General features: G+C 70.5%; 17 protein-coding genes. 10 read left to right on the top strand and 7 right to left on the bottom strand.

Going from position 1 to position 21,845, the window contains the following annotated elements:
- From AC1DTW_RS01785 to rpoD, 10 genes are all read left to right on the top strand, one after another.
- Positions 1-435, top strand: coding sequence for an acyl-CoA thioesterase (locus AC1DTW_RS01785; RefSeq protein ID WP_477978485.1), 435 nt, complete (start codon positions 1-3; stop codon positions 433-435).
- 46 nt (positions 436-481) lie between these two features.
- On the top strand, positions 482-1,621 hold the full coding sequence (locus tag AC1DTW_RS01780) for an ABC transporter substrate-binding protein (protein ID WP_477978483.1): 1,140 nt from the start codon (positions 482-484) through the stop codon (positions 1,619-1,621).
- Between the two features lie 125 nt (positions 1,622-1,746).
- Positions 1,747-2,787 carry a branched-chain amino acid ABC transporter permease gene (locus AC1DTW_RS01775; RefSeq protein ID WP_477978481.1) on the top strand — a complete coding sequence of 347 codons (1,041 nt, stop codon included), beginning with the start codon at positions 1,747-1,749 and terminating at the stop codon, positions 2,785-2,787.
- Between the two features lie 83 nt (positions 2,788-2,870).
- On the top strand, positions 2,871-4,637 hold the full coding sequence (locus tag AC1DTW_RS01770; RefSeq protein ID WP_477978515.1) for a branched-chain amino acid ABC transporter ATP-binding protein/permease: 1,767 nt from the start codon (positions 2,871-2,873) through the stop codon (positions 4,635-4,637).
- 2 nt (positions 4,638-4,639) lie between these two features.
- Positions 4,640-5,380, top strand: coding sequence for an ABC transporter ATP-binding protein (locus AC1DTW_RS01765; protein ID WP_477978479.1), 741 nt, complete (start codon positions 4,640-4,642; stop codon positions 5,378-5,380).
- Between the two features lie 7 nt (positions 5,381-5,387).
- A complete protein-coding gene (locus AC1DTW_RS01760) occupies positions 5,388-5,870 on the top strand; it encodes a MarR family winged helix-turn-helix transcriptional regulator (protein WP_477978477.1) in 483 nt (160 codons plus the stop codon).
- A gap of 343 nt (positions 5,871-6,213) precedes the next feature.
- Positions 6,214-6,915, top strand: coding sequence for a phosphoribosyltransferase (locus tag AC1DTW_RS01755; RefSeq protein WP_477978475.1), 702 nt, complete (start codon positions 6,214-6,216; stop codon positions 6,913-6,915).
- Positions 6,912-8,264 (top strand): erythromycin esterase family protein, encoded by a 1,353-nt coding sequence (locus AC1DTW_RS01750; RefSeq protein WP_477978473.1) that lies wholly within the window; start codon positions 6,912-6,914, stop codon positions 8,262-8,264. Before AC1DTW_RS01755 ends, AC1DTW_RS01750 begins: the two co-directional genes overlap by 4 nt.
- Positions 8,265-8,290: 26 nt before the next feature.
- The gene (locus tag AC1DTW_RS01745) at positions 8,291-8,947 is read left to right on the top strand and encodes a dienelactone hydrolase family protein (RefSeq protein WP_477978513.1); all 657 of its coding nucleotides are present in this window, start codon (positions 8,291-8,293) and stop codon (positions 8,945-8,947) included.
- Positions 8,948-9,206: 259 nt separating this feature from the next.
- Positions 9,207-11,228 (top strand): RNA polymerase sigma factor RpoD, encoded by a 2,022-nt coding sequence (gene rpoD, locus AC1DTW_RS01740; RefSeq protein WP_477978471.1) that lies wholly within the window; start codon positions 9,207-9,209, stop codon positions 11,226-11,228.
- 32 nt (positions 11,229-11,260) lie between these two features.
- Here rpoD and AC1DTW_RS01735 read toward each other — a convergent pair whose 3' ends face one another.
- From AC1DTW_RS01735 to AC1DTW_RS01705, 7 genes are all read right to left on the bottom strand, one after another.
- A complete protein-coding gene (locus AC1DTW_RS01735; RefSeq protein ID WP_477978469.1) occupies positions 11,261-12,469 on the bottom strand; it encodes a CaiB/BaiF CoA transferase family protein in 1,209 nt (402 codons plus the stop codon).
- Positions 12,470-12,561: 92 nt separating this feature from the next.
- Positions 12,562-14,409, bottom strand: a complete 1,848-nt coding sequence (locus AC1DTW_RS01730; RefSeq protein WP_477978467.1) for a glycoside hydrolase family 127 protein — start codon at positions 14,407-14,409, stop codon at positions 12,562-12,564.
- A gap of 79 nt (positions 14,410-14,488) precedes the next feature.
- Positions 14,489-16,615 (bottom strand): SUMF1/EgtB/PvdO family nonheme iron enzyme, encoded by a 2,127-nt coding sequence (locus tag AC1DTW_RS01725; RefSeq protein WP_477978465.1) that lies wholly within the window; start codon positions 16,613-16,615, stop codon positions 14,489-14,491.
- Entirely contained in the window at positions 16,612-17,505 is an 894-nt protein-coding gene (locus AC1DTW_RS01720) for a ribokinase (protein ID WP_477978463.1), read from the bottom strand. Before AC1DTW_RS01720 ends, AC1DTW_RS01725 begins: the two co-directional genes overlap by 4 nt.
- 28 nt (positions 17,506-17,533) lie before the next feature.
- Positions 17,534-18,823 carry a serine hydrolase domain-containing protein gene (locus AC1DTW_RS01715; RefSeq protein WP_477978461.1) on the bottom strand — a complete coding sequence of 430 codons (1,290 nt, stop codon included), beginning with the start codon at positions 18,821-18,823 and terminating at the stop codon, positions 17,534-17,536.
- Between the two features lie 58 nt (positions 18,824-18,881).
- Positions 18,882-21,023, bottom strand: a complete 2,142-nt coding sequence (locus tag AC1DTW_RS01710; RefSeq protein WP_477978459.1) for a TonB-dependent receptor — start codon at positions 21,021-21,023, stop codon at positions 18,882-18,884.
- Positions 21,024-21,195: 172 nt separating this feature from the next.
- On the bottom strand, positions 21,196-21,843 hold the full coding sequence (locus AC1DTW_RS01705; protein WP_477978457.1) for a hypothetical protein: 648 nt from the start codon (positions 21,841-21,843) through the stop codon (positions 21,196-21,198).
- Positions 21,844-21,845: the final 2 nt, after the last annotated feature.

Raw genomic sequence — 21,845 nt, 5'->3', positions numbered from 1 at the left:
ATGCCCCGCACCACGACCCACACCGTCTACGTCACCTTCGGCGATTGCGATCCGGCCGGCATCGTGTTCTTCCCGAACTTCTCGCACTGGATGGACACCGCGTCGCTGTCGTTCTTCATGCAGTGCGGCGTGCCGCCGTGGCGCGAGCTCGAGAAGACGCGCGGCATCGTCGGCACGCCGCTGCTCGAGATCAACACGAAGTTCATCAAGTCGGCGACCTACGGCGAGACGCTGACGATCGCGACGCATGTCGAGGAGTGGCGCGCCAAGGTCGTCGTGCAGATGCACCGCATCACGCGTGCGCGCGCCGACGGCGGCGTCGACCTGATCTGCGAAGGGCGCGAGGTGCGTGCCTTCGTGAAGCGCGACGAGAACGACCGCGACCGGCTGCGTGCGATTCCCGTGCCGGAAGACATCCGCCTGCTTTGCTCGTGATCCCTGCTGTTCCAGACCTGCTCATCACAAACGATTGGAGACCTGCATGAACGTTCGAATCCTGGTCGCACTGGCGGCCGCATGCGCCGCCACGCACGCGATGGCCGACCTCACGATCGGCGTCAGCATCCCGCTGACCGGCCCGACCTCGGCGCTCGGCATCCCGAGCAAGAACGGCATCGCGCTGTGGCCGACCTCGATCGCCGGGCAGAAGCTCAACGTCATCATCCTCGACGACGCGACCGACCCGACCATCGGCGTCAAGAACGCGCGCCGCTTCGTCACCGAAGACAAGGTCGACGTGATCGTCGGCTCGGCCGCGACGCCGATCGCCGCGGCGATGTCGGACGTCGCCGCCGAAGGCCAGACCGTGCAGCTGATGCTCTCGCCGGTGAACCTGCCGGAAGGCCGCGGCGCGTGGTCGTTCCGGATGCCGCAGTCGACCGCGGTGATGGCGATCCCGATCGTCGAGCACTGGAAGAAGACCGGCGTCAAGACCTATGGCTTCCTCGGCTACGCCGACGCGTACGGCGAAGCCTGGCTGAAAGACATCGCGCCGGCGGCCGAGAAGGCCGGCATCAAGCTGGTCGCGACCGAGCGCTTCGCCCGCACCGACACCAGCGTGACCGGCCAGGCGCTGAAGCTGATCGCGGCGAACCCCGATGCGATCCTCGTCGTTGCGTCGGGCAGCGGCGCGGCGATGCCGCACAAGGGGCTGGTCGAGCGCGGCTACCCGAAGACCAAGCTGTACCAGACGCACGGCGCGGCGACGATGGACCTGATCCGCGTCGGCGGCGCCGATGTCGAGGGCTCGTTCGTCTCGTCGGGCCCGGCGGTCGTGGCCGACAAGCTGCCCGACAGCAACGCCAGCAAGGCACTCGGCGTGCGCTTCATGACCGAGTTCGAGAAGGTCCACGGCAAGGGCAGCGCGAACCAGTTCGCCGCGCATGCGTTCGATGTCGTGGTCGTGCTGCAGAAGGCGGTGCCGATGGCGCTGAAGAAGGCGCAGCCGGGCACGAAGGAGTTCCGCGCCGCGCTGAAAGACGCACTCGAGACGATGGGCCGCACGCCGGTCTCGCAGGGCGTGCTGAACTACACCGCGACGGATCACTTCGGCTACACGCCCGAGACCGGCGTGCTGCTCACGGTCGACAAGGGCGACTGGAAGCTGGTGCCGACGAAGTAGGGAATCTCCCGAGCGTGCGCGGGCCGGCCGCGCACGCCCCGCTTGTATGATCCCGTGCCTCCTCGACCGACCGGTCGGTCGAGTTAGTCGAGCCCAGTTTCGACCTCACCCTGCGCGCCTCGCCCATGGACTTTTCAATCGCCAGCATCCTGATGCTCGACGGCGCGACGAACGGTGCGATCTACGCGCTGCTCGGGCTGGCGACCGTGCTGGTCTTCGCGGTCACGCGCGTGATCTTCATCCCGCAGGGCGAGTTCGTGACCTTCGGCGCGTTGACGCTGGCGCTGCTGCAGATGGGCAAGGTGCCGGGCACGGTCTGGCTGCTGGTCGCGCTGGCGGCGATCGCCGCGGCGCAAGACGTGTACGGCGCGCTGAAGCGCGGCATGCCGATCGCGCGTGCGCTGCGCGGCGCCGGCACGACCCTGCTGGTCCCGATCGTCGTCGCGGCCGTCACCTGGTGGGTCGCGCCGCTGAAGCTGCCGCTGCCGATCCAGAGCGTGCTGACGCTGGCGATCGTCACGCCGCTCGGCCCGCTGGTGTACCGGCTCGCGTATGAAAAGCTTGCCGACGCGACCGTGCTGGTGCTGCTGATCGTCTCGGTCGGCACGCACTTCGCGCTGACCGGCCTGGGCCTCGTGTTCTTCGGTGCCGAGGGCTTTCGCAACCCGAGCTTCTGGGACGCGCGCTTCAGCGCCGGCGCGCTCAGCCTGTCGGGGCAGGCGGTGATCATCTTCGCGGCCTCGCTGGCGCTGATCCTCGCGCTCTTCCTCTTCTTCGAGCGCAGCCTGCGCGGCAAGGCCTTGCGCGCGACCGCGGTGAACCGGCTCGGCGCGCGGCTGATGGGCATCTCGACGAGCGGCGCCGGGCGCCTGAGCTTCGGCCTCGCGGCCTTCATGGGCGCGCTGTCGGGTCTGCTGATCGGGCCGACGACGACGCTGTTCTACGACTCGGGTTTCCTGATCGGCCTGAAGGGCTTCGTCGCGGCGATCTTCGGCGGCCTCGCGAGCTATCCGGCCGCCGCGGTCGGCGCGCTGTTCGTCGGGCTGCTCGAGAGCTTCGGCTCGTTCTACGCGAGCGCGTTCAAGGAGGTGATCGTCTTCACGGTGATCATCCCGGTGCTGCTGTGGCGTTCGTTCCAGCACGGCCACGGCGACGAAGAGGAATAAATGACAACCCCCACGTCGCTTCGCTCCTGCCCCCCGAGGGGGCGCGGGCCGTCCTTTGGGGCGGCCCGGCAGGAGGCCCGATGATGACCTTGCGCCGTTCGTTCCTGCTGGCCTTCATCATCGGTCTCGCGCTGCTGCCGCAGCTGCCGGTGCCCGAGTTCTGGATCACGCAGGCCAACTACATCGGCCTGTATGCGCTGGTCGTGATCGGGCTGATCCTGCTGACCGGCGTGGCCGGGCTGACCTCGTTCGGCCAGGCCGCGTTCGTCGGCCTGGGCGCCTACACCGCCGCGTACCTGACGCTGACCCAGGGCGTCTCGCCGTGGCTGACCGTGTGGATCGGTCTCGCGATCACCTGCGTCGCCGCATTGCTGCTGGGCTGGATCACGCTGCGCATGTCGGGCCACTACCTGCCGCTCGCGACGATCGCGTGGGGCCTGAGCCTGTTCTACCTGCTCGGCAACATCGATTGGCTCGGCAAGTACGACGGCCTGCTCGGCGTGCCGGCGCTGCGCTTCTTCGGCATCGAGCTGAACACCGGGCGCAGCTTCTTCTACCTGCTCTGGCTGATCGTCGTGTTGGCCGCGCTGGCAACGATGAACCTGCTCGATTCGAGGGCCGGGCGCGCGTTGCGGGCCGTGAAGGGCGGCACGACGATGGCCGAGGCGATGGGCGTCAACACGTTCCAGACCAAGGTCACCGCGTTCGTGCTCGCGGCGCTGCTCGCGAGCATCTCGGGCTGGCTGTTCGCGCACTTCCAGCGCACCGTGAACCCGTCGCCGTTCGGCCTGAAGATGGGCATCGAATACCTGTTCATGGCGGTGATCGGCGGCGTCGGCCACGTCTGGGGCGCGTTGATCGGCGCCGGCGTCGTGAAGATCCTCGAAGACCAGCTGCAGGTCTGGCTGCCGAAGCTGCTCGGCGGCAGCGGCAACTACGAGATCATCGTGTTCGGCATCCTGCTCGTGCTCGTGCTGCAGTACGCCCGCGACGGCCTGTGGGCCTTCATCGAGACGCGCCTGCCGCGGCGCCAGCGCAAGGTCGACTGGCTTGACGCCGCCGCGCTGCCCGAGCGGCCGCGGCCGCCGCACGGCGAGGTTGTGCTCGACGTGAAAGACGCGCGCAAGGAGTTCGGCGGGCTGGTCGCGGTCAACGACGTGAGCTTTCAGGTCCGCGCCGGCGAGATCCTCGGCCTGATCGGGCCGAACGGTGCCGGCAAGTCGACGACCTTCAACCTCGTGACCGGCGTGCTGCCGGCCACGCGCGGCTCGGTCACGCTGCTCGGGGCGCGCATCGACAGCCTGGCCTCGCGCGCGATCGCGCGGCGCGGCGTCTCGCGCACCTTCCAGCACGTCAAGATGATCGCCGGCATGACGGTGCTCGAGAACGTCGCGCTCGGCGGCCACCTGCGCGGTTCGCGCGGCGTTGCGGCCGCGATGCTGCGCATCGATCGCGCCGAGGAACGCCAGCTGCTGAAGGAGGCCGAGCGCCAGCTGCGCCGGATCGGCATGGCCGAGCACATGCACGAGCTCGCCGGCAACCTGGCGCTCGGCCCGCAGCGGCTGATGGAGATCGCGCGCGCGCTGTGCGCCGACCCGACGCTGCTGCTGCTCGACGAGCCGGCCGCCGGCCTGCGCCTGAAGGAAAAGCAGGCGCTCGCCGATGTGCTGCGCCAGCTGCGCGGCGAAGGCATCGCGATCCTGCTGGTCGAGCACGACATGGATCTCGTGATGGGCCTGGTCGACCGCATCGTCGTGATGGAGTTCGGCACCAAGCTGATCGAAGGCACGCCCGAGGAGGTGCAGGCCAGCCCGGCGGTGCGCGCGGCGTATCTCGGGACGGAGCATTGAACATGGCGGTCGACCTGTTGTTGAACGTCAAAGACTTGCACGCCGGCTACGGCCGGGCCGAGGTCTTGCACGGCCTGAACCTGACGGCGAAGGCCGGCAGCGTGGTCACGGTGATCGGGCCGAACGGTGCCGGCAAATCGACCTTGCTGAACGCGCTGATGGGCGTGCTGCCATCGCGCGGCAGCATCGCGTACCAAGGGCACTCGGTGCTGCTGAACACGCTCGAGGAGCGTGTGATGCAGGGCATCGCGCTGGTGCCCGAGACCCGGGCGCTGTTCGGCACGATGCCGGTCGAAGACAACCTGCTGCTGGGTGCCTACCGGCAGTTCCGCCTCGGCAAGCGCGACAGCGCGCAGGCGATGGACGAGGTCTACGCGCTGTTTCCGCGCCTGAAGGAGCGGCGCCTGCAGCTCGCCGGCACGCTCTCCGGCGGCGAGCGCCAGATGCTCGCGATCGGGCGGGCGCTGATGAGCAAGCCGCAGCTGCTGATGCTCGACGAGCCCAGCCTCGGCCTCGCGCCGCTGGTCGTGAAGGAGATCTTCCGCATCATCGAAACGCTGCGCGCGACCGGCGTGACGATCCTGCTGGTGGAGCAGAACGCGCGCGCCGCGCTCGAGGTCGCCGACCACGGCTACGTGCTCGAGATGGGCGAGATCGCGCTCGAAGGGCCGGCCGCCGAACTCGCGAAGGATTCGCGCGTGATCGACACCTACCTCGGCGCCGCGCGCAAGCGCAGCGCCTGAGGGCCGCATGCCCGGTTCGAGCGACCCCCCCAAGGCCGGCGCCGGCGCACTTGACCAGTCGCGCCTGACGCACCTCGTCGGCTACGCGGCGAGCCGCGCGTCGATCGCGATGCGGCGCGTGTTCGCGCGCAACCTCGGCCCGCTCGATCTGAAGGTGGTCGAATTCTCGATCCTGATGCTGGTCGCGGCGAACCCGCATGTGAACCAGAAGCAGCTCGGCGAGGCGCTCGACGTCTCCGCGCCGAACCTGGCCGTGACGCTGGATCGCCTGGTCGAGCGCGGCTGGGTCGAGCGCGTGCGCAGCACGAAAGACCGGCGCGCGATGGAGATCCACCTGACCGCGAAGGGTACCGAGCTCGTCGAGCGGGCCGAGAAGATCGCCGCGACGATGGAGAACCCGGCGCTGCGCGCGCTCTCGGCCGCCGAACGCGCGCTGCTGATCGAGCTGCTGATGAAGGTGGCGACCGGCAAGGGCGGCGCCCGGCGCTGAGCGGCTCAGCCGCCCGCCTTGTGCCGGGCGCGCGTGCGCGCCGCCTTCTGCGCCGCCAGCGAGCGCTCTGCCGGGCCTTTGGTCTGCACCGCCTTGCGCGCCGCCGCAGACCGCTCGCTCGGGCTGCGTTCGCGGGCCGCGGCCTTGGCCTGGCGTGCGAGCGCCGTCTCCGAGGCGGCCGCCCGACCCTCGCGCTGCAGCGCGCCGATGATCGCCCGCGAGCGCTTCGGCGCGTTCTCGGCCCGCCGATGGCACGTCGCTTGCCGACATCGACCTGCGAAGGAGGTACCGCCATGACACAGGAAGTGATGGCGTGCAGCGTGACATCGCTTGCGGGTGGCCCATGAGCCGCGATGTCTTCCGCGATCGGGTCGAGGCCGGTCGTGTGCTGGCTGGGCTGCTGGGCGCCTATGCGAACCGGCCCGAGGTTCTCGTGCTCGCCCTGCCGCGCGGCGGCGTGCCGGTCGGCTACGAAGTCGCGACCGCATTGCAGGCGCCGCTCGACGTGTTCGTCGTGCGCAAGCTCGGCGTGCCGGGCCACGAGGAGTACGCGATGGGCGCGCTCGCAAGCGGCGGCGTGCGCGTGCTCAGCGACAACGTGCTGCGCCAGCTCGACATCGACGACGCTGCGGTCGAGGCCGTGACCCGATCCGAGCTGGAGGAGTTGGAGCGGCGCGAGCGCCTGTACCGCGGCGATCGGTCCGCGCCGGAGCTGCGCGGGCGCACCGTGATCCTGGTCGACGACGGCCTCGCGACCGGCGCGACGATGCTCGCGGCGGTGCGGGCGCTGCGGGCGCGCCAGCCACCGCCGCAGCGCATCGTCGTCGCGGTGCCGACCGCCGCGGCCGAGACCTGCGAAGACCTGCGCCGCGAGGCCGACGAGGTGGTCTGCGCGACGACGCCGGAGCCGTTCCACGCCGTCGGGCTCTGGTACGAGGACTTCTCGCAGACCAGCGACGACGAGGTGCGCGAGTTGCTCGCGCGCGCCGGGCACGGCACGCCGGCGGCCGCGCATGGAACCGTGCCAGGAAAGGCCCGACGATGAACCCGACGAACGATGCACGGACGATCGAGGCGGTGCGCGCCGCCGCACGCCCGCTGGCCGGCCAGCCCGGCGATCACGATGCCTTGCTCGAGCTGGTCGGCGACGCCCGCTTCGTGCTGCTCGGTGAGGCCTCGCACGGCACGCACGAGTTCTACCGCGAGCGCGCGCGCATCACCGCGCGGCTGATCGCCGAGAAGGGCTTCGACGCGGTCGCGATCGAGGGCGACTGGCCCGACGCCTATCGCGTCAACCGCTTCGTGCGCCAGCTCGGCGACGACGCCTTCGCGACCGACGCGCTGGCCGGCTTCCAGCGCTTCCCGACCTGGATGTGGCGCAACACGGATGTCGTCGATTTCCTCGACTGGCAGCGCGGCTTCAACGAGGCGCTCCCGCCGGCCGCACGGACCGGCTTCTACGGCCTCGACCTGTACAGCCTGAACGGTTCGATGCAGGCGGTGCTGCGCCACCTCGACCAGGCCGACCCGGCGGCGGCGCAGCGCGCGCGCGAGCGCTACGCCTGCTTCGACCGCTTCGACGAAGGCACGCAGGTCTACGGCCTGATGGTCGGCCTGGGCACCGCCGAATCGTGCGAGCGGCAGGTGATCGAGATGCTGGTCGAGATGCACCGCCGCGCCGCCGAGGCCGCGCGCGGCAGCAGCGCTGGCGAGCGCGACGACGACGCATTCAGCGCCGAGCAGAACGCGCGCCTCGTGAAGAACGCCGAGCAGTACTACCGCACGATGTACCTGAGCGATGTGTCGTCGTGGAACCTGCGCGATCGTCACATGGTCGAGACGCTGGGTGCGCTCGAGCGCCACATCGGTCGGCAGCGCGGCAGGCCCGCGAAGATCGTCGTCTGGGCGCACAACGCGCACCTGGGCGACGCGCGCGCCACCGAGATGGGCCAGCGCCGCGGCGAGCTCAACGTCGGGCAGCTGGTGCGCGAGCAGCACGGCCGCGACACGCTGCTGGTCGGCTTCACGACCGCGCGCGGCAGCGTCACCGCGGCGTCCGACTGGGGCGGCCCGGCCGAGCGCAAGCGCGTCGTGCCGTCGCGGCCCGACAGCTACGAGGCCGTGCTGCAGGCGACCGGCCTGCAGCGCTTCATGCTGCCGCTGCGCGATGCCGGCCCGCACACGCGCGCGCTGCATCCGCCGCGGCTCGAGCGTGCGATCGGCGTGATCTACCGGCCCGAGAGCGAGCGCCAGAGCCACTACCTCCAGGCCCGCCTGGCCGAACAGTTCGACGCGCTGCTGCACTTCGACGAGACGCGTGCGGTCGAACCGCTGGAGCGCAACGCCGAGTGGCACGGCGCCGACGCGGCCGAAACCTATCCATCGGGGGTGTAGCCATGAATGCCGCTTCGAAGACCGCGATCCGGGAGCAGGCGCTGCGCATCCCGGCTGGCGCCGGGACGCCGCTGGAGGCCGACCTGAATCTGCCCGAGGCCGCGTTCGGCCTGGTGCTGTTCGCGCACGGCAGCGGCAGCAGCCGCTTCAGCCCGCGCAATCGGCACGTCGCGCGCTTCCTGAACGACGGCGGCCTCGCGACCGTGCTTGCCGACCTGCTGACGCCCGACGAGGAGGCGGTCGACGAGCGCACCCGCACGCTGCGCTTCGACATCGCGATGCTCGCCGAGCGCCTCGTCGCGGTGACCGACTGGCTCGCGGCGCAGGCGCCGATCGAAGGCCTGCCGATCGGCCACTTCGGCGCCAGCACCGGCGCCGGCGCGGCGCTGGTCGCGGCGGCGCGCCGGCCGCAGGCGATCCGCGCGGTCGTGTCGCGCGGCGGCCGACCCGATCTGGCCGGCGACTCGCTGACGGAAGTGCGCGCGCCGACGCTGCTGATCGTCGGCGCCAACGACGGCCCGGTGATCGAGTTGAACCAGCGCGCGCAGGCGCAGCTGCGCGGCCCGAACCAGCTCGTGATCGTGCCCGGCGCGACCCATCTGTTCGAGGAACCGGGCGCGCTCGATCAGGTCGCAAGCCTCGCGCGCGACTGGTTCGCGGTGCACCTGCCGGGCCGCGCGTAAGCATCATCCGGCGGGCTGTTCCCCGCCGGCCGTCAGGGGCATTTCGCGGGCGCTTTCGCGCTGCGCCGGAGCCGGTAATTCTTGCGGCAGGCCGGCGTGAAAGTCTTACCTGCGCCGGGCCGGTACGGCTCTTTGAATCGGCGCGTCGATGCCCACATAGGACGCATGACGCGCACGACCGCGTTCATCGCCCGCCTCCAGCGGGCTGCGCACGGCGCAGCCGGGCGTTTTCACTCCGCCGACACACATCGAACACTGCATGACCGAGAGAAAGACCCTTCTTCGCTCCGCTCCTTCCGCCGCGACGGCTGCCGGCCGGCGGGCCGCGCCGCCGACGCCGGTCCGCGCGTCGGCCAAGCCGCTGCGCGTGAAGGTCCCGAAATCCAAGGAACGCGCGCTGATCCGCGAGTTCGGGCTGGACGTGACCACGCTCACCGAGGGCGAGGCCGAGAAGCGCCGCGATGACCTGAAGGCGCTCGTCAAGCTCGGCAAGACGCGCGGCTTCCTGACGCAGCAGGAGATCAACGATCACCTGCCGGAGAAGCTCGTCGATCCCGAGGTGCTCGAAGCGATCGTCAAGATGCTCGGCGAGATCGGCGTCGCGGTCTACGAGCACGCACCCGACGCGGCGACGCTGCTCGTCGCCGGCGGCGCCGCGGGCGCGGCGACCGACGAGGAGGCCGAGGAAGCCGCCGAGGCGGCGTTGTCGACCGTCGATTCGGAGTTCGGCCGCACGACCGACCCGGTGCGCATGTACATGCGCGAGATGGGTTCGTTCGAACTGCTGACGCGCGAGGGCGAGATCGAGATCGCGAAGCGCATCGAAGGCGGGCTGCAGGCGATGATGCGGGCGATCTCGGCCGCCCCGGCCGTCGTCGCCGAGATCCTGCGCTGCGCCGACGAGGTCGCCGCCGGCAAGACGGCGATCTCCGAGGTCGTCGACGGCCTGGTCGTCGCCGGCGAGGCCGACGATTACGTCGCCGAGGAAGAGGTCGATGCCTTCGACGACGCCGAGGATGACGAAGGCGCCGAGGGCGCCGACAGCCGCGCGACCACGCGTCGGCTCGAGGAGCTGCGCAACGCCGCGCTCGAGCGCTTCGCGGCGCTGCGCAGCCACTTCGACAGGCTCGGCCGGGCGTTCCAGAAAGGCGGCCACGGCACGCCGGCCTTCGACAAGGCGCAGCAGGCGCTCAGCGACGATCTGATGACGCTGCGCTTCACGGTCAAGACGATCGACCGGCTGTGCGGCATCCTGCGTGCCGATGCCGACGCGCTGCGGCGCTGCGAGCGCGAGATTCGCCGCATCGCGGTCGATCGCTGCGGCATGCCGCAGCAGCACTTCATCGAACACTTTCCGCCGCACGCGCTGGATCTGGCGTGGGCCCCGGCCGAGGCCGCGCGTGCCACGCGCCATGCGCCGGCGCTCGCGCGCAACGTGCCGGCGATCCAGGAGCTGCAGCGCCAGCTGCTCGCGCTGCAGGCGCGCGTCGTGATCCCGCTCGACGCGCTGAAGCGCATCAGCCGCGCGATGAACGACGGCGAGCGCAGCTCGCGCGATGCGAAGCGCGAGATGATCGAGGCCAACCTGCGTCTCGTGATCTCGATCGCGAAGAAGTACGCGAACCGCGGCATGCAGTTCCTCGACCTGATCCAGGAAGGCAACGTCGGCCTGATGAAGGCGGTCGACAAGTTCGAGTACCGCCGCGGCTTCAAGTTCTCGACCTACGCGACCTGGTGGATCCGCCAGTCGATCACGCGCGCGATCGCCGACCAGGGCCGCACGATCCGTGTGCCGGTGCACATGATCGAGTCGATCAACAAGATCAACCGCGTCAGCCGCGCGCACCTGCAGCAGTACGGTTTCGAGCCCGACGCCGCGTCGCTCGCGGAGATGCTCGAGATGCCCGAGGCCAAGGTGCGCCAGATCCTGAAGGTCGCGAAGGAGCCGGTCTCGCTCGAGCTGCCGGTCGGCGACGAGGGCGATGCGACGCTGGGCGACTTCATCGAGGACACGCAGAACGTCGCGCCGGCGGACGCCGCGCTGCAGTCCGACCTGCGCAGCCTCGTCGCGAAGATGCTCGACGGCCTGTCGCCGCGCGAGGCCAAGGTGATGCGGATGCGCTTCGGCATCGACATGAGCAGCGACCACACGCTCGAGGAGGTCGGTCGCCAGCTCGATGTGACGCGCGAGCGCATCCGCCAGATCGAGGCCAAGGCGATCCGCAAGCTGAAGCACCCGAGCCGCGCGGACAAGCTGCGCAGCTACGCCGAGACGCGGTGATCCGCGCCGGGTGATGCGCCGGGCTCAGCTTCTCAGCGCGTGACGCCGCTCGCGCGCAGGCGCTGCACGTCTTCGAGCGTGTAGCCGCTCGCCGCGAGCACCGCATCGGAGTCCTGCCCGAAGCCGGGCGCCGCGAACGGCAGGGGCCCGGGCGTGCGGCCGAACTGGATCGGCCGCGTGACGCCGCGGTACGGGCCGATGACCGGGTGCTCGATCGTGCCGATGATCTCTTCGGCCAGCACCTGCGGATGGTCGAACATGTCTTCGACCTTGCGCGCCGCGGCGCAGGGCACCTCGTCGCCGAAGATCGCTTCCCATTCGAGCGCGGTGTGGCGACCGAGCGCCGCGTGCAACTGCGGCACGATCTCGGCGGCACGCTGGGCGCGCTTGCGCACGCTGTCGTAGCGCGCATCGGCGGCGAGCCCGGTCAGGCCGGTCTTCGCGCACAGCGCGGCCCAGAAGCGCGGCGTGTTCGCCGAGATGTAGAGATGGCCTTCGCGCGCCGGGTGGATGCCGGTGACGCCGCCCGAGCGCATGTCGCGGCCGATGTCGAGCGGCTCGCCGTCGGCCCAGATCAGGCGCGCCGACTGCATCGTCAGCGCGCTGCGCAGCAGCGACACGCCGACGCGCTGGCCCAGGCCGCTGCGCTCGCGCTCGTACAGCGCCGAGGCCACGCCGGCCGCGACCAGCGCGGCGGCGTAGTAGTCGACGAACGAGCCGTAGATGATCTCGGGCGCGCCGCCGCGCTTGCCTTGCAGCGCGCACATGCCGGTCATCGTCTGCAGCACCTGGTCGTAGCCGGCCTTGTCGCGCATCGGGCCGGTCTCGCCGTAGCCGGTGACCGCGCAGTAGATCAGGCGCGCATTGATCGCGCCGAGCTGCTCGTGCGCGATGCCCAGCCGCTTCGGCACGCTCGGGCGAAAGTTGTGGACCAGCACATCGGCCTCGCGCACCAGCCGCAGCAGCGCGGCCAGGCCCTCGGGCTGCTTCAGATCGAGCACCAGGCCGCGCTTGCTGCGGTTCACGCCGATGAACGCGCGGCTCTCGGCCTGCAGGGTCGACGGGTACTGGCGCAGGTTGTCGCCATCGGGCGGCTCGATCTTGATGACCTCGGCGCCCTGGTCGGCCAGCATCGTGCAGCCATACGGGCCGGCGATGTAGGCGCTCAGGTCGAGCACGCGCACGCCGCTCAGCGGGCCGGCCGGGCCGGTGCGTCGGGGGGTCGATGGGGTAGATGCCATGGGGATGTCGGGTCAGCGCCGGCCCGCGCCGCGCAGCCGCAGTCTGCGGTGCGGCCGGGCAAAGAAACAGCGTCCCTGCGTATGCTTTGGCATCACGGAATCTTGTCTGTGAGAGCCGGTGCGGGTGCCGGCGCGAGCTGCAGCCAGGTCACGCGCCACGCCCCGTCGCTGCGGCCGCCGGCGCGGTAGTAGGGCACGAAGTTCAGCGGCCCGCGCTCGGCCAGCGTCATCCGGATGACAGGGCCTTCGTCGCCGGGTTGCGCCGGCAGCACGCTGAGCCACTCGGCGCTCGGCGCGAGCGGCAGGCGGATCGTCTCGTCGCTCTTGAAGCCGTCGATCAGGCCGGTGGCATAGACCAGCGGGCCGCGCGTGATCGCGAGGTATTCGACATTCAGCACCTGCTGGCTCACCGCCGCGCCGTCGGGCGCCTTCGACTCCTGTGTGTTCTGGTTCACGCGGTGGTGCATGACCGGCGGCATCGGGAACGACAGCGCGACCCGATCACCGCTCGCCCAGGTGCGGTCGATGACCGCGTAGGTCCCCGGCGCCGCCGTCTGCGGCACGCCGTTCACCCGAAGCGTGGCGCCGTGCGCCCACGCGGGGATGCGCAGGCGCAGCCGGATGCGCGCCGCACGCTCGGGCTCGACCGTCAGCGCGATCGCGCCGTCGAACGGGTAGTCGGTGATCTGCGTCAGCCGCACGTTGCCGGCGCTGGCCAGCGTGAAGCTCGCGCTGCCCGGTCCGAACAGGTTCACGCTGATCTCGTCGTCGGCGCTGGCCGCGCAGGCGATCGCCGGCAGCTCCTCGAGCGCCATCGCGCCGCTGGATTTGCAGCAGCGCCAGTACGTCGTGTGCACGCGCCGGCCGTTCGGGAACGAGTAGTAGCACCAGTCCTCGCCGTTCGGGGCGAGCGCGCCGAGCAGATCGTTCCAGGCCGAGCGCTCGATCTCGTCGGCGTACTTGGTGTCGGCGCTGATCGCGAGCAGCTCGCGGTTCAGCTGGATCCACGCCAGCGTCGAGCAGGTTTCGACGTAGCCCTGCGGGCTGAACACGCCGGGCGGGTTGAAGCATTCGCGCGAGCGCAGCGCGACGCCGCCCCAGGGCCCGCCGCCGAGCGTCAGGTGGTGTTCGCGGATGCTGTGCCAGAGCTTGTCCACCGCCTCGCGATGGGCCGGCTCGCCGGTCGCGCGGTACAGCTTCGCGAGGCCGACGAGGTTCCACGCGAGCTGGTAGGCCTTGCCGGTCGCGATCTCGAACGCGTCGACACCGGCGCGTGCGCGCGTCTGCAGCGCCAGCATCGGGTTGGCGTCGGCCTGCCGCAGGATCAGCTTCGCGAGCTCGAGGTAGCGCGGCTCGCCGGTGGCGGCATGGAGCTCGACGGCCGGGTCCATCAGCACCGTCGCCGACATGCCGTGGTGGTTGCCGAGCTCGGTGATGTCGATGCCTTCGCTCAGCGTGGTCCAGCACAGGTCGCCGATCCGGCAGGCCGCCTGCAGCCAGCGCGGCTCGGGGAAGTGCTTGTGCGCTTCGAGCAGGCCGAGGATCAGGTAGGCGTGGGTCCAGATGTCCCAGGTCCGCACGCTGGGCGCCCCGTCCCACGACACCGGCTTGGGCGGCTGCCTGACCATGAAACGGCGCTCGGGCGCATAGGTGCCGAGGTAGCCGTCGGCTTCCTGCCGGCTCGCGAGGTGATCGGCGACGCGCGCCAGGTTCGCGATCAGCGCCGCGTCGCGCGTGCGTGCGGCCGACTTCGCGGCGGCGTACAACCACTTGCCGGCGTGCTCGCCGTACCAGTCGCCTTCGAGGTTCTGCGCGACCCGCGCGCGATCGAACAGCGCGATCGCCGGGCTGGTCTCGTCGGTGATGAAGTGGAACAGGCGGCCGCGCTGGTTCGCGGCCAGCGCGTCGCCGAGCGGGCCGCGCAGCGTGACCTGATCCATCGCGAGCCCGGCGCCGGGCCGCCCCAAGGCGGGCGAGACCCCCGCGGGGGGTGTGCGCGGTACACCGCGCCGGGGGTTGTCACTCAGCATCGACGACACAACGGAAGCCGAGCATCCCCGAGCGATCCTTGCACGGCGCCATCAGCAAATACTTGCCGTGCTGGTCGAGCCGGTACGCCTGCGGGAAGTACCAGTGCGAGGTCTGCGGCTGGTAGGCGCTGCCGCCGCGCAGGATCGCGGCGCGCGTGTGCGCGTCGGCGTACTCGTCGGTCCATTGCCAGACGTTGCCGACCAGGTCGAGCACGCCGAACGGGCTCGCGCCGCGCGGGTGCGCATCGACATCGGCCGGCGGCTGCAGCGTGCGGCCCTGGTTGGGCGCGGGCACGGCGGCGGCGTCCCACGTGTTGCCCCAGGGATAGCGCCGGCCGTCATGGCCTTGCGCCGCGTACTGCCACTCCCACTCGCGCGGCAGGCGCTTGCCGGCCCATTGCGCGTAGGCGCGTGCGTCCTCGATCGAGACCCAGGTGACGGGCTTGTTCTCCCAGCCCGCCTGCGGGCGGCCGCCGCGCCAGTCGCGCAGGAAATGGTGGTCGTCGAGCGGCCGGTAGCGGGTCGCGTGCATGAAGGCCGCGAATTGCGCGTTCGTGACCGGGTGCCGGTCGATGAAGAAGCGCTGCATCTGCAGGCGCCGGCGATGGCCGCGGCGCGCGCTGTCCTCCCACGGGTACTGAACGTCGACGCCGGCCCCCGTCTGGCCTTCGATCTCGACGCCGCCGACGACGAAGTCGAACGCGCCATCGGGAATCTCGACCATGCCTTCGGGCGCGACGGCGACAGGCGCCGTCGGCGCGATCGGCAGCAGTTGCTGCGGCAGCGACCGCCACTGCGCCGACAGCGACTGCAGCGGCACGTCCGCGAGCTCGTGCATGCGGGCGAGGAAGTCATCGAGCCCGTCGATCGACGCATCCGGTGCGAGCGCGAGCAGCGCGCCGTAGCCGCGCGCCTCGAGCGTCGCCTCGAACGTGGCCAGCCCGTCGGCGATGCGCGGCTCGACGGCCACGCCGTTCCACACATCGAAATAGCGCATGCCCTCGGCATGCGCGACCGCGAGCTGCTCGCCGCCGACCGTGTGTTCGTGGCGGTTGACGAGCGTCCACAGTGTCCGGCTGCCGAGCGGAAAGCGGCTCGCGAACACGCCGGCCTGCAAGGTCGGCGCATACGGCCGCCAGTCGGCGCTGACCAGCAGCGCGGCGAACTGACGCGAGATCGTTGCGATGCGGCGCAGCGTTTCGGCGTCGCGCGGCGTCAGCGGGTTCCAGATGCCCCAGATGTTTTCCCAGGCGTTGTAGCCGACCCCGTTGAAGAAGATGTACTGCAGGTCGTTCGTGCGGTCGCGGCCCCAGCGGTTCTCGAGGTTGATCATGTGGCGCGGTTCCAGCCACTTGAACTTCGCGACCGACGGGACCACGTCGGGCGGCACCTTCTTGCCCCAGCTCTGCACGTTCCAGATCAGCGCCTCTTCGGCCGAGATCGTCGATTCGGGCTGCAGCACGACCGGGTGGTTCAGCGCGTCGCAGGCATCCAAGAAGGCGCGCGGCACGCCGTTGTAGGTGTCGCCGTTGATGCCGTCGGCGCCGACGGTGCTGACGATCTCGGCGATCGCGTGCCAGTCGCGCTGCGGATGCTCGCGCGTGCCGTTGTCCCAGGGCTTGGTCGGCAGGAACACGCGCACGCCGCGGCGGTGGAACGCGTCGACCGCACCGCGCAGGCCTTCGAGGCCGCCGGGCAGGTCGTGAGCCAGATCGGTCTGGTTGCGGTCGTCGATGCCGATGTTCGGGTAGACGTACCAGATCAGCACGCTGTCGATGCCGCCGAAGCGCTCGATCAGGTCGTCGAGGTAGCGGTCGACGGTGTACTGGCCGGTCTCGGGGTCGAAGAAGAAGCGGTCCTCGACCATCATCTGCGCGTGCACGAAATTGCGCTGCGCCCATTGCAGCTCGGGCCGGCGGTAGTTCGTGTCGTCGTAGCCGATGCGGATCAGGTGCTCGCGGCGCCAGTCGAGCAGGTCGCGGATCCAGTCGTCGGCGGTGCCGGCCACGTCCATCTGCCAGTGGCCGATCTCGGCGAACGGCCAGCCCGGCGCCTTGCCGGGTGTCGGCAGGTAGCGCCCCGTCGTGACGTGCGAGAACTTGTATTCCACGGTCATGCCTGCGACGCGAGAAACGCGCCGACCTCGTCGCGCGTCGGGATGCTGGCCTGCGCGCCGACGCGCGTGCAGGCGAGCGCCGCGGCGGCGCTGGCCTGGCGCAGCGCCTGCGGCAGCGCCGCGCCCTGGCTCAGCGCCGCGACGAGCGCGCCGCAGAAGGTATCGCCGGCGGCCGTGGTGTCGATGGCCTGCACCGCGAACGCGGGCTGCTCGACGACCGCGCCGGCGCTGCGCGCGCGGCAGCCCTGCGCACCGAGCGTCACGATCACGCAGGGCACGTCGATGCGCGCGAGCGCGGCGTCGAGGTCGCGATGCGTGTCCACGGCCATGCCGACGATCGCCGCGAGCTCGCCCTCGTTGACGATCAGCACATCGAGCGCGTCCAGCAGCGCCGGCGGCAACGCGCGCGCCGGCGCCGCGTTCAGCACCACCGTGACGCCGGCGGCGCGTGCGCTGCGCGCATGGGCGGTCACGGTCTCGATCGGCGTCTCGAGCTGCAGCAGCAGGTGGCTGACACCGGCCAGCGACGGCAGGTCGGCGGGCCGCAACAGCGCGTTTGCGCCCGGCGCCACGGTGATCGCGTTCTCGGCGTTGTCGGAGAGGCAGACGAACGCCGTGCCGGTGGGCTCGCCGATCACGCGCACGACCTGCAGGCGCACGCCGGCATCGCGCAGCGAGGCTTCGATCGGCGCGGCGAAGGCATCGTCGCCGAGCGCGAGCAGCATCTGCGTCGCGGCGCCGCCGGCACGCGCGCAGGCGACCGCCTGGTTCGCGCCCTTGCCGCCGGGAAAGGTCTGGAACCCGCGGCCGAGCACGGTTTCGCCGGGGGCGGGGATGCGTTCCGCGCGCACGACGAAATCGAGGTTGGCCGAGCCGGCGACGAGGATCATGGTGTCGATCTGCCCGGGAGTGGGTGGGTCATCGGAGCGCCTGATAGACGAGGTTGTAGAACGGGGTCGCGAGCTTGGGCAGGTCGGCCGCATCATCGCGCGGCAGATGCTGCATCAGCAGGATCGCGATCATTTCCTCTTTCGGGTCGATCGTGAAGTAGGTCGATGCGGCCCCCGACCAGCCGAAGGCCCCGATCGTGCCGAGCCGGCCGCGCCGCGCCACGTCGACGATGACCGAGCCGCCGAGACCGAAGCCTTCACCGGGGCCGAGCGAAGTGACCGGCGACGCGAGCAGCGTGAGCTGGTTCTGCATCATCAGCTCGACGCTCTTGCGCCCGAGCAGGCGCACGCCGTCGAGCGTGCCGCCGCCGAGCAGCATCTGGCAGAAGCGCAGGTAGTCGGGGCCGGTCGAGTACAGGCCGCCGGCGCCGCTGGGGTACGGGTTCAGCATCTCGCCCGGCTGCGTGCCGGCGCGGCCCGGCAGCAGCGCGAGCGTGCCGTCGGGGCCCCTCGTCGTGATCTCGACGAGGCGCGCCCGCTGGGCGGTCGGCACCGCGAAGCCGGTGTCGACCATGCGCAGCGGCTCGAAGATGCGCCGGCGCAGGAAGGCCTCGAAGCGTTCGCCGCTCGCGACCTCGACGATGCGGCTCAGCACCTCGGTGTTGACGCCGTCGTAGTTGAAGCGCGTGCCCGGATCGGCGCCGAGCGGGACGCGGCCGACACGGTCGGCGAACTCGGCCAGGTCGGCCGAGCGCGGCAGCTCGGCGCGGGTCAGCAGCCGGGTCGGTTCTTCGAGACCGGCGCCGCCGGTCGCCAGGCCGGCCGTGTGGGTCAGCAGGTGCCGGATCGTCAGCGTGCGCTCGGGTGCGCGCAGCACCGGCGCATCGGCCGTGCCGCCGGCGAACACGCGCAGCGTCGCGAAGCCGGGCAGGTGCCGCGCGACGGGATCGTCGAGCGTGAGCCGGCCTTCCTCCATCAGCATCAGCACCGCGACCGAGCTCAGCGCCTTGGTCATCGAGTAGATGCGGAAGATCGCATCCTTCGCGATCGGCTCGCGCCGTGCCAGGTCGCGCGAGCCATACGCCTGCCATTGCACCAGCTTGCCGTGGCGCGCGACCAGCGTGACCGCACCGAGGTAGCCGCGCGCATCGGTCGCGCCGTGCATGAAGGTGTCGAGCCGGCCGAGGCGGGCGGCGTCGAAGCCGACGGCCGCGGGGTCGGCCGTCGGCAACGGTGGCGCGGTCGCGGCCACGGCCGCACCGGCCAGCGCGAGCAGGCAGCTCAGGACAACGGCGGGCGACGCGACGGGCGACTTCATGGTTCGACGATATCGCGGCGCGCGCCGCGCCGCGGTGGGACGGAAGGGCGCTCGGGGGTCAGAACGTGATCGTGTGCGTCAGCGAGAAGACGCGGCCGCGGCCCGACCAGTAGTTGCGGAAACCGGCGACCTGCGACCAGCTCAGGATGTAGAACTTGTTGGTCAGGTTCTCGATGCCCAGCGTCAGCTTGCCGTACTTGTTCATGTCGTAGTTCGCGCCCAGGTCGAAGAGGGTGTAGCCCTTCGTGTGCTCTTCCGACGACGTGCCTTCGTTCAGATCGCGCGAGAGCAGGGTCGTCGAGCCCAGCGTCACGTCGGCGTTCGGGAGGAACTTCCAGGTCGCCGACAGGCCGATCTTGTCCGGGTTGATGTCGAGCACGCCGAGGTTCTTGTCGAGCGGGCCGTTCTTCGTGAACCAGGTCTTGCCGACGATGTGCGAGTACAGCGCGCTGGCCTTCCATTCCTTGTTGATCGTCAGGTCGCCCGACACCTCGATGCCTTTGATGTTCACCGGCACGCGATTCAGCACGAAGTCGTTGGTGACCGGATCGATCGACAGCGACTGGCCGAGCTTCGATTTCGATTCGTAGTACGACGCGCTGAAGGCGCCCATCGCGCTGCGCCAGTTCACGCCGACCTCGTTGTTCTTGACCGTCACGGCCTGCAGGTCGACGATGCCCTGGACCGACTGGCCGGGGTAGTTCACGTTGCGCAGCGGGATGCCGACGTTCGGCAGCGTGAAGCCCTTGCCGGCCGACGCGAACACCGACCAGTTCGCCGGCAGCCGCCAGATCACGCCCAGGTTCGGCAGATCGGCCTTGTAGCTCAGGTCGCCGCCCTGCACGAAGACGCGATTGCGGAAGTAGGTCGTGGTGTACGAATCGACGCTGAGCTTGCCGGACTCGCGCCGGTAGCCGCCCGAGATCGTGACCGGGCCGATGTCGTACGACACCTGCAACCAGGGCGCGACGCTCTTGTAGGTCATCGGCGGCACCCACAGCCGGTCGGTGACGGCCAGGCGCTGGTCGGCCTTGTCCTGCGTCAGGTCGAGGCCGCCGCGCAGCTCGAGACCGATGATGCCGAACGAGTCCTGGTGCGCGTACGCACTGCGCAGCCCCTTCTTGTGCGAGCGGATCTCGGACTGGTCCCAGAGCTGCCCGAGCGGCGCGATCAGCGGGTCTTGCCGGTCGTCGCCGTTCTCGGCCGGATAGCGCATCGCCTGATCGGCGTAGTAGGCGCTGAGCGTCAGCACGCCGCCGAACAGGTTGTTGTGCGCGTAGGTGACCTGACCCTGCGAGAAGTCGTTGAACTCGGCCAGCGTGCCGTGGATGCCGCCCGGCTCGGAGGTGTTGGTCTCGCCGGTGTTGCGATTGCCGTCGACCAGGTGGTAGTTGCCGTTGCCCTTGATCTTGAACTTGCTGGCCGAGAACTGGACGCGCTGCTCGTTGCCTTCGCCGAAATTGAGACCGACCTTGACGAAGCCGTTGTCGGCTTTCGAGTCGGCGACCGAGCCGCTGGTGTTCAGGCCGATGCGCCGGCCGTGGCCGTCGTAGGTCATGCCGCGTTCGATGTGCGACACGGCGGCGATCAGGTCCCAGGCATCGTCCTTGTGCGTGAACAGGCCGCCGATCTTCCAGCCGCCGCTGTCGTCGTGGAACTGGCTCGTGTAGCGCGTCGTCAGCGTGAACTCGTTGCCGGGCCGGGTCGGCACCGTCGAGATGTAGTTGATGATCCCGCCCGCCGCGCCGATGCCTTCCGAAGCCGACGGCCCGTTGATGACCTCGATGCGGCCGATCACGCCCATGTCGGTGAAGGTGCCGTTGCGCGTGCCTTCGCGCAGCGGCGAGCCCTGTGGCACGCCATCGAACAGGCGCAGCGCGATGCGCCCGCGCAGGTTCTCGCCGGTGTTGCTCATCGCCTGCGACGACTCGGAGTAGCCCGGCACCGTGCGCGCCAGCACCGCGGTCGCGTCCTCGGTGACGGCCAGCGTGTGCTGCACCTCCTCCTTCGAGACCAGCGTGATCGCGCCGGGGATCTTGTCGACCGCCTTCGCGCTGCGCGTGCCGGTGGTGATCGTGACGCGTTCGAGCTCGGCCGCGCTGGCGGCCGATGCGGGTGCCGGCGCGGCTTGCTGTGCCCATGCGCTGTTGATGGCCGCCGCGAGAACGAGCAGCGTCAGGGAGGCGGGGAGTTGTCTCATGGCTTGTCTCATTTCTTGGTTTGGATTCATGCCGCGGGCTTGTGCAGCCCGCGATGCGGCGAGTCTGGTGGAATCGAAACCGAAGTGAAACTATCCGTGACTATGTTCAGGCTCTAGTTTTTGTGCTTTGTCAGCGTGGGCCGCGACAGGGCCGACAGGCCGCTTCGCCGCGTCATCGGCCCGCGCCCGCAACCCGGACGCATTGCTTCACCGTGCCTGCGCCACCCAGGGCGGACGTCGCCGTGGGCACGTCGACGATGCGCCCGGGCCCGCGCCATGTCGAGCCGTCGGGCTGGCGCTCTTCGAGCACGCATTCGAGGTTGCCGGCGGCGATCGCCATGCGCTCGCCGAACGTCAGCCGAATGGAGTTGGCGCGCGGGTCCGTCAGGGCCCGATCGCGCGCAGTCGCCGCACCCCCACCGCGATCCCGCGGTGCGAGTTTGAGGTCGAGCGGTGCGGGTGGTGTGGCGGCGCGATCGGCTGGCGCCTCGGCGTCCTCGCCAGGGCTTGAACCGGGCGTGGCCGAAACGCCGTTCTCCGGGCCTGAGCGGGCGCCTGCGCGCGCCGGCGCCTCTCTCGGTCTCGGCGCAGCTGGCCGAGATGGGTGCCACACGTCGGCGGATTGGGTGCGGTCTCGGGCAGGGGACGCCGGGATGAGGCGGAGCGAAACCCGGTCGCCCGGCCTCGGCTTCTCCGCGCGAATGCGGGCGCCGCCGTTCAGAAGCCAGAACGCAGCCAGGTGACCGGCCAGCAGCGCGACCAGCAGGACAGTCCTGCCGCCCTTGTCACCGCGCCTTCGCCACGCTGCGTCGCCGCTCACGG

This window comes from Rhizobacter sp. P5_A1 (assembly GCF_056400745.1).
The sequence above is the reverse complement of the archived record's forward strand: the minus strand, read 5'-3'. Positions and strand labels throughout refer to the sequence as shown.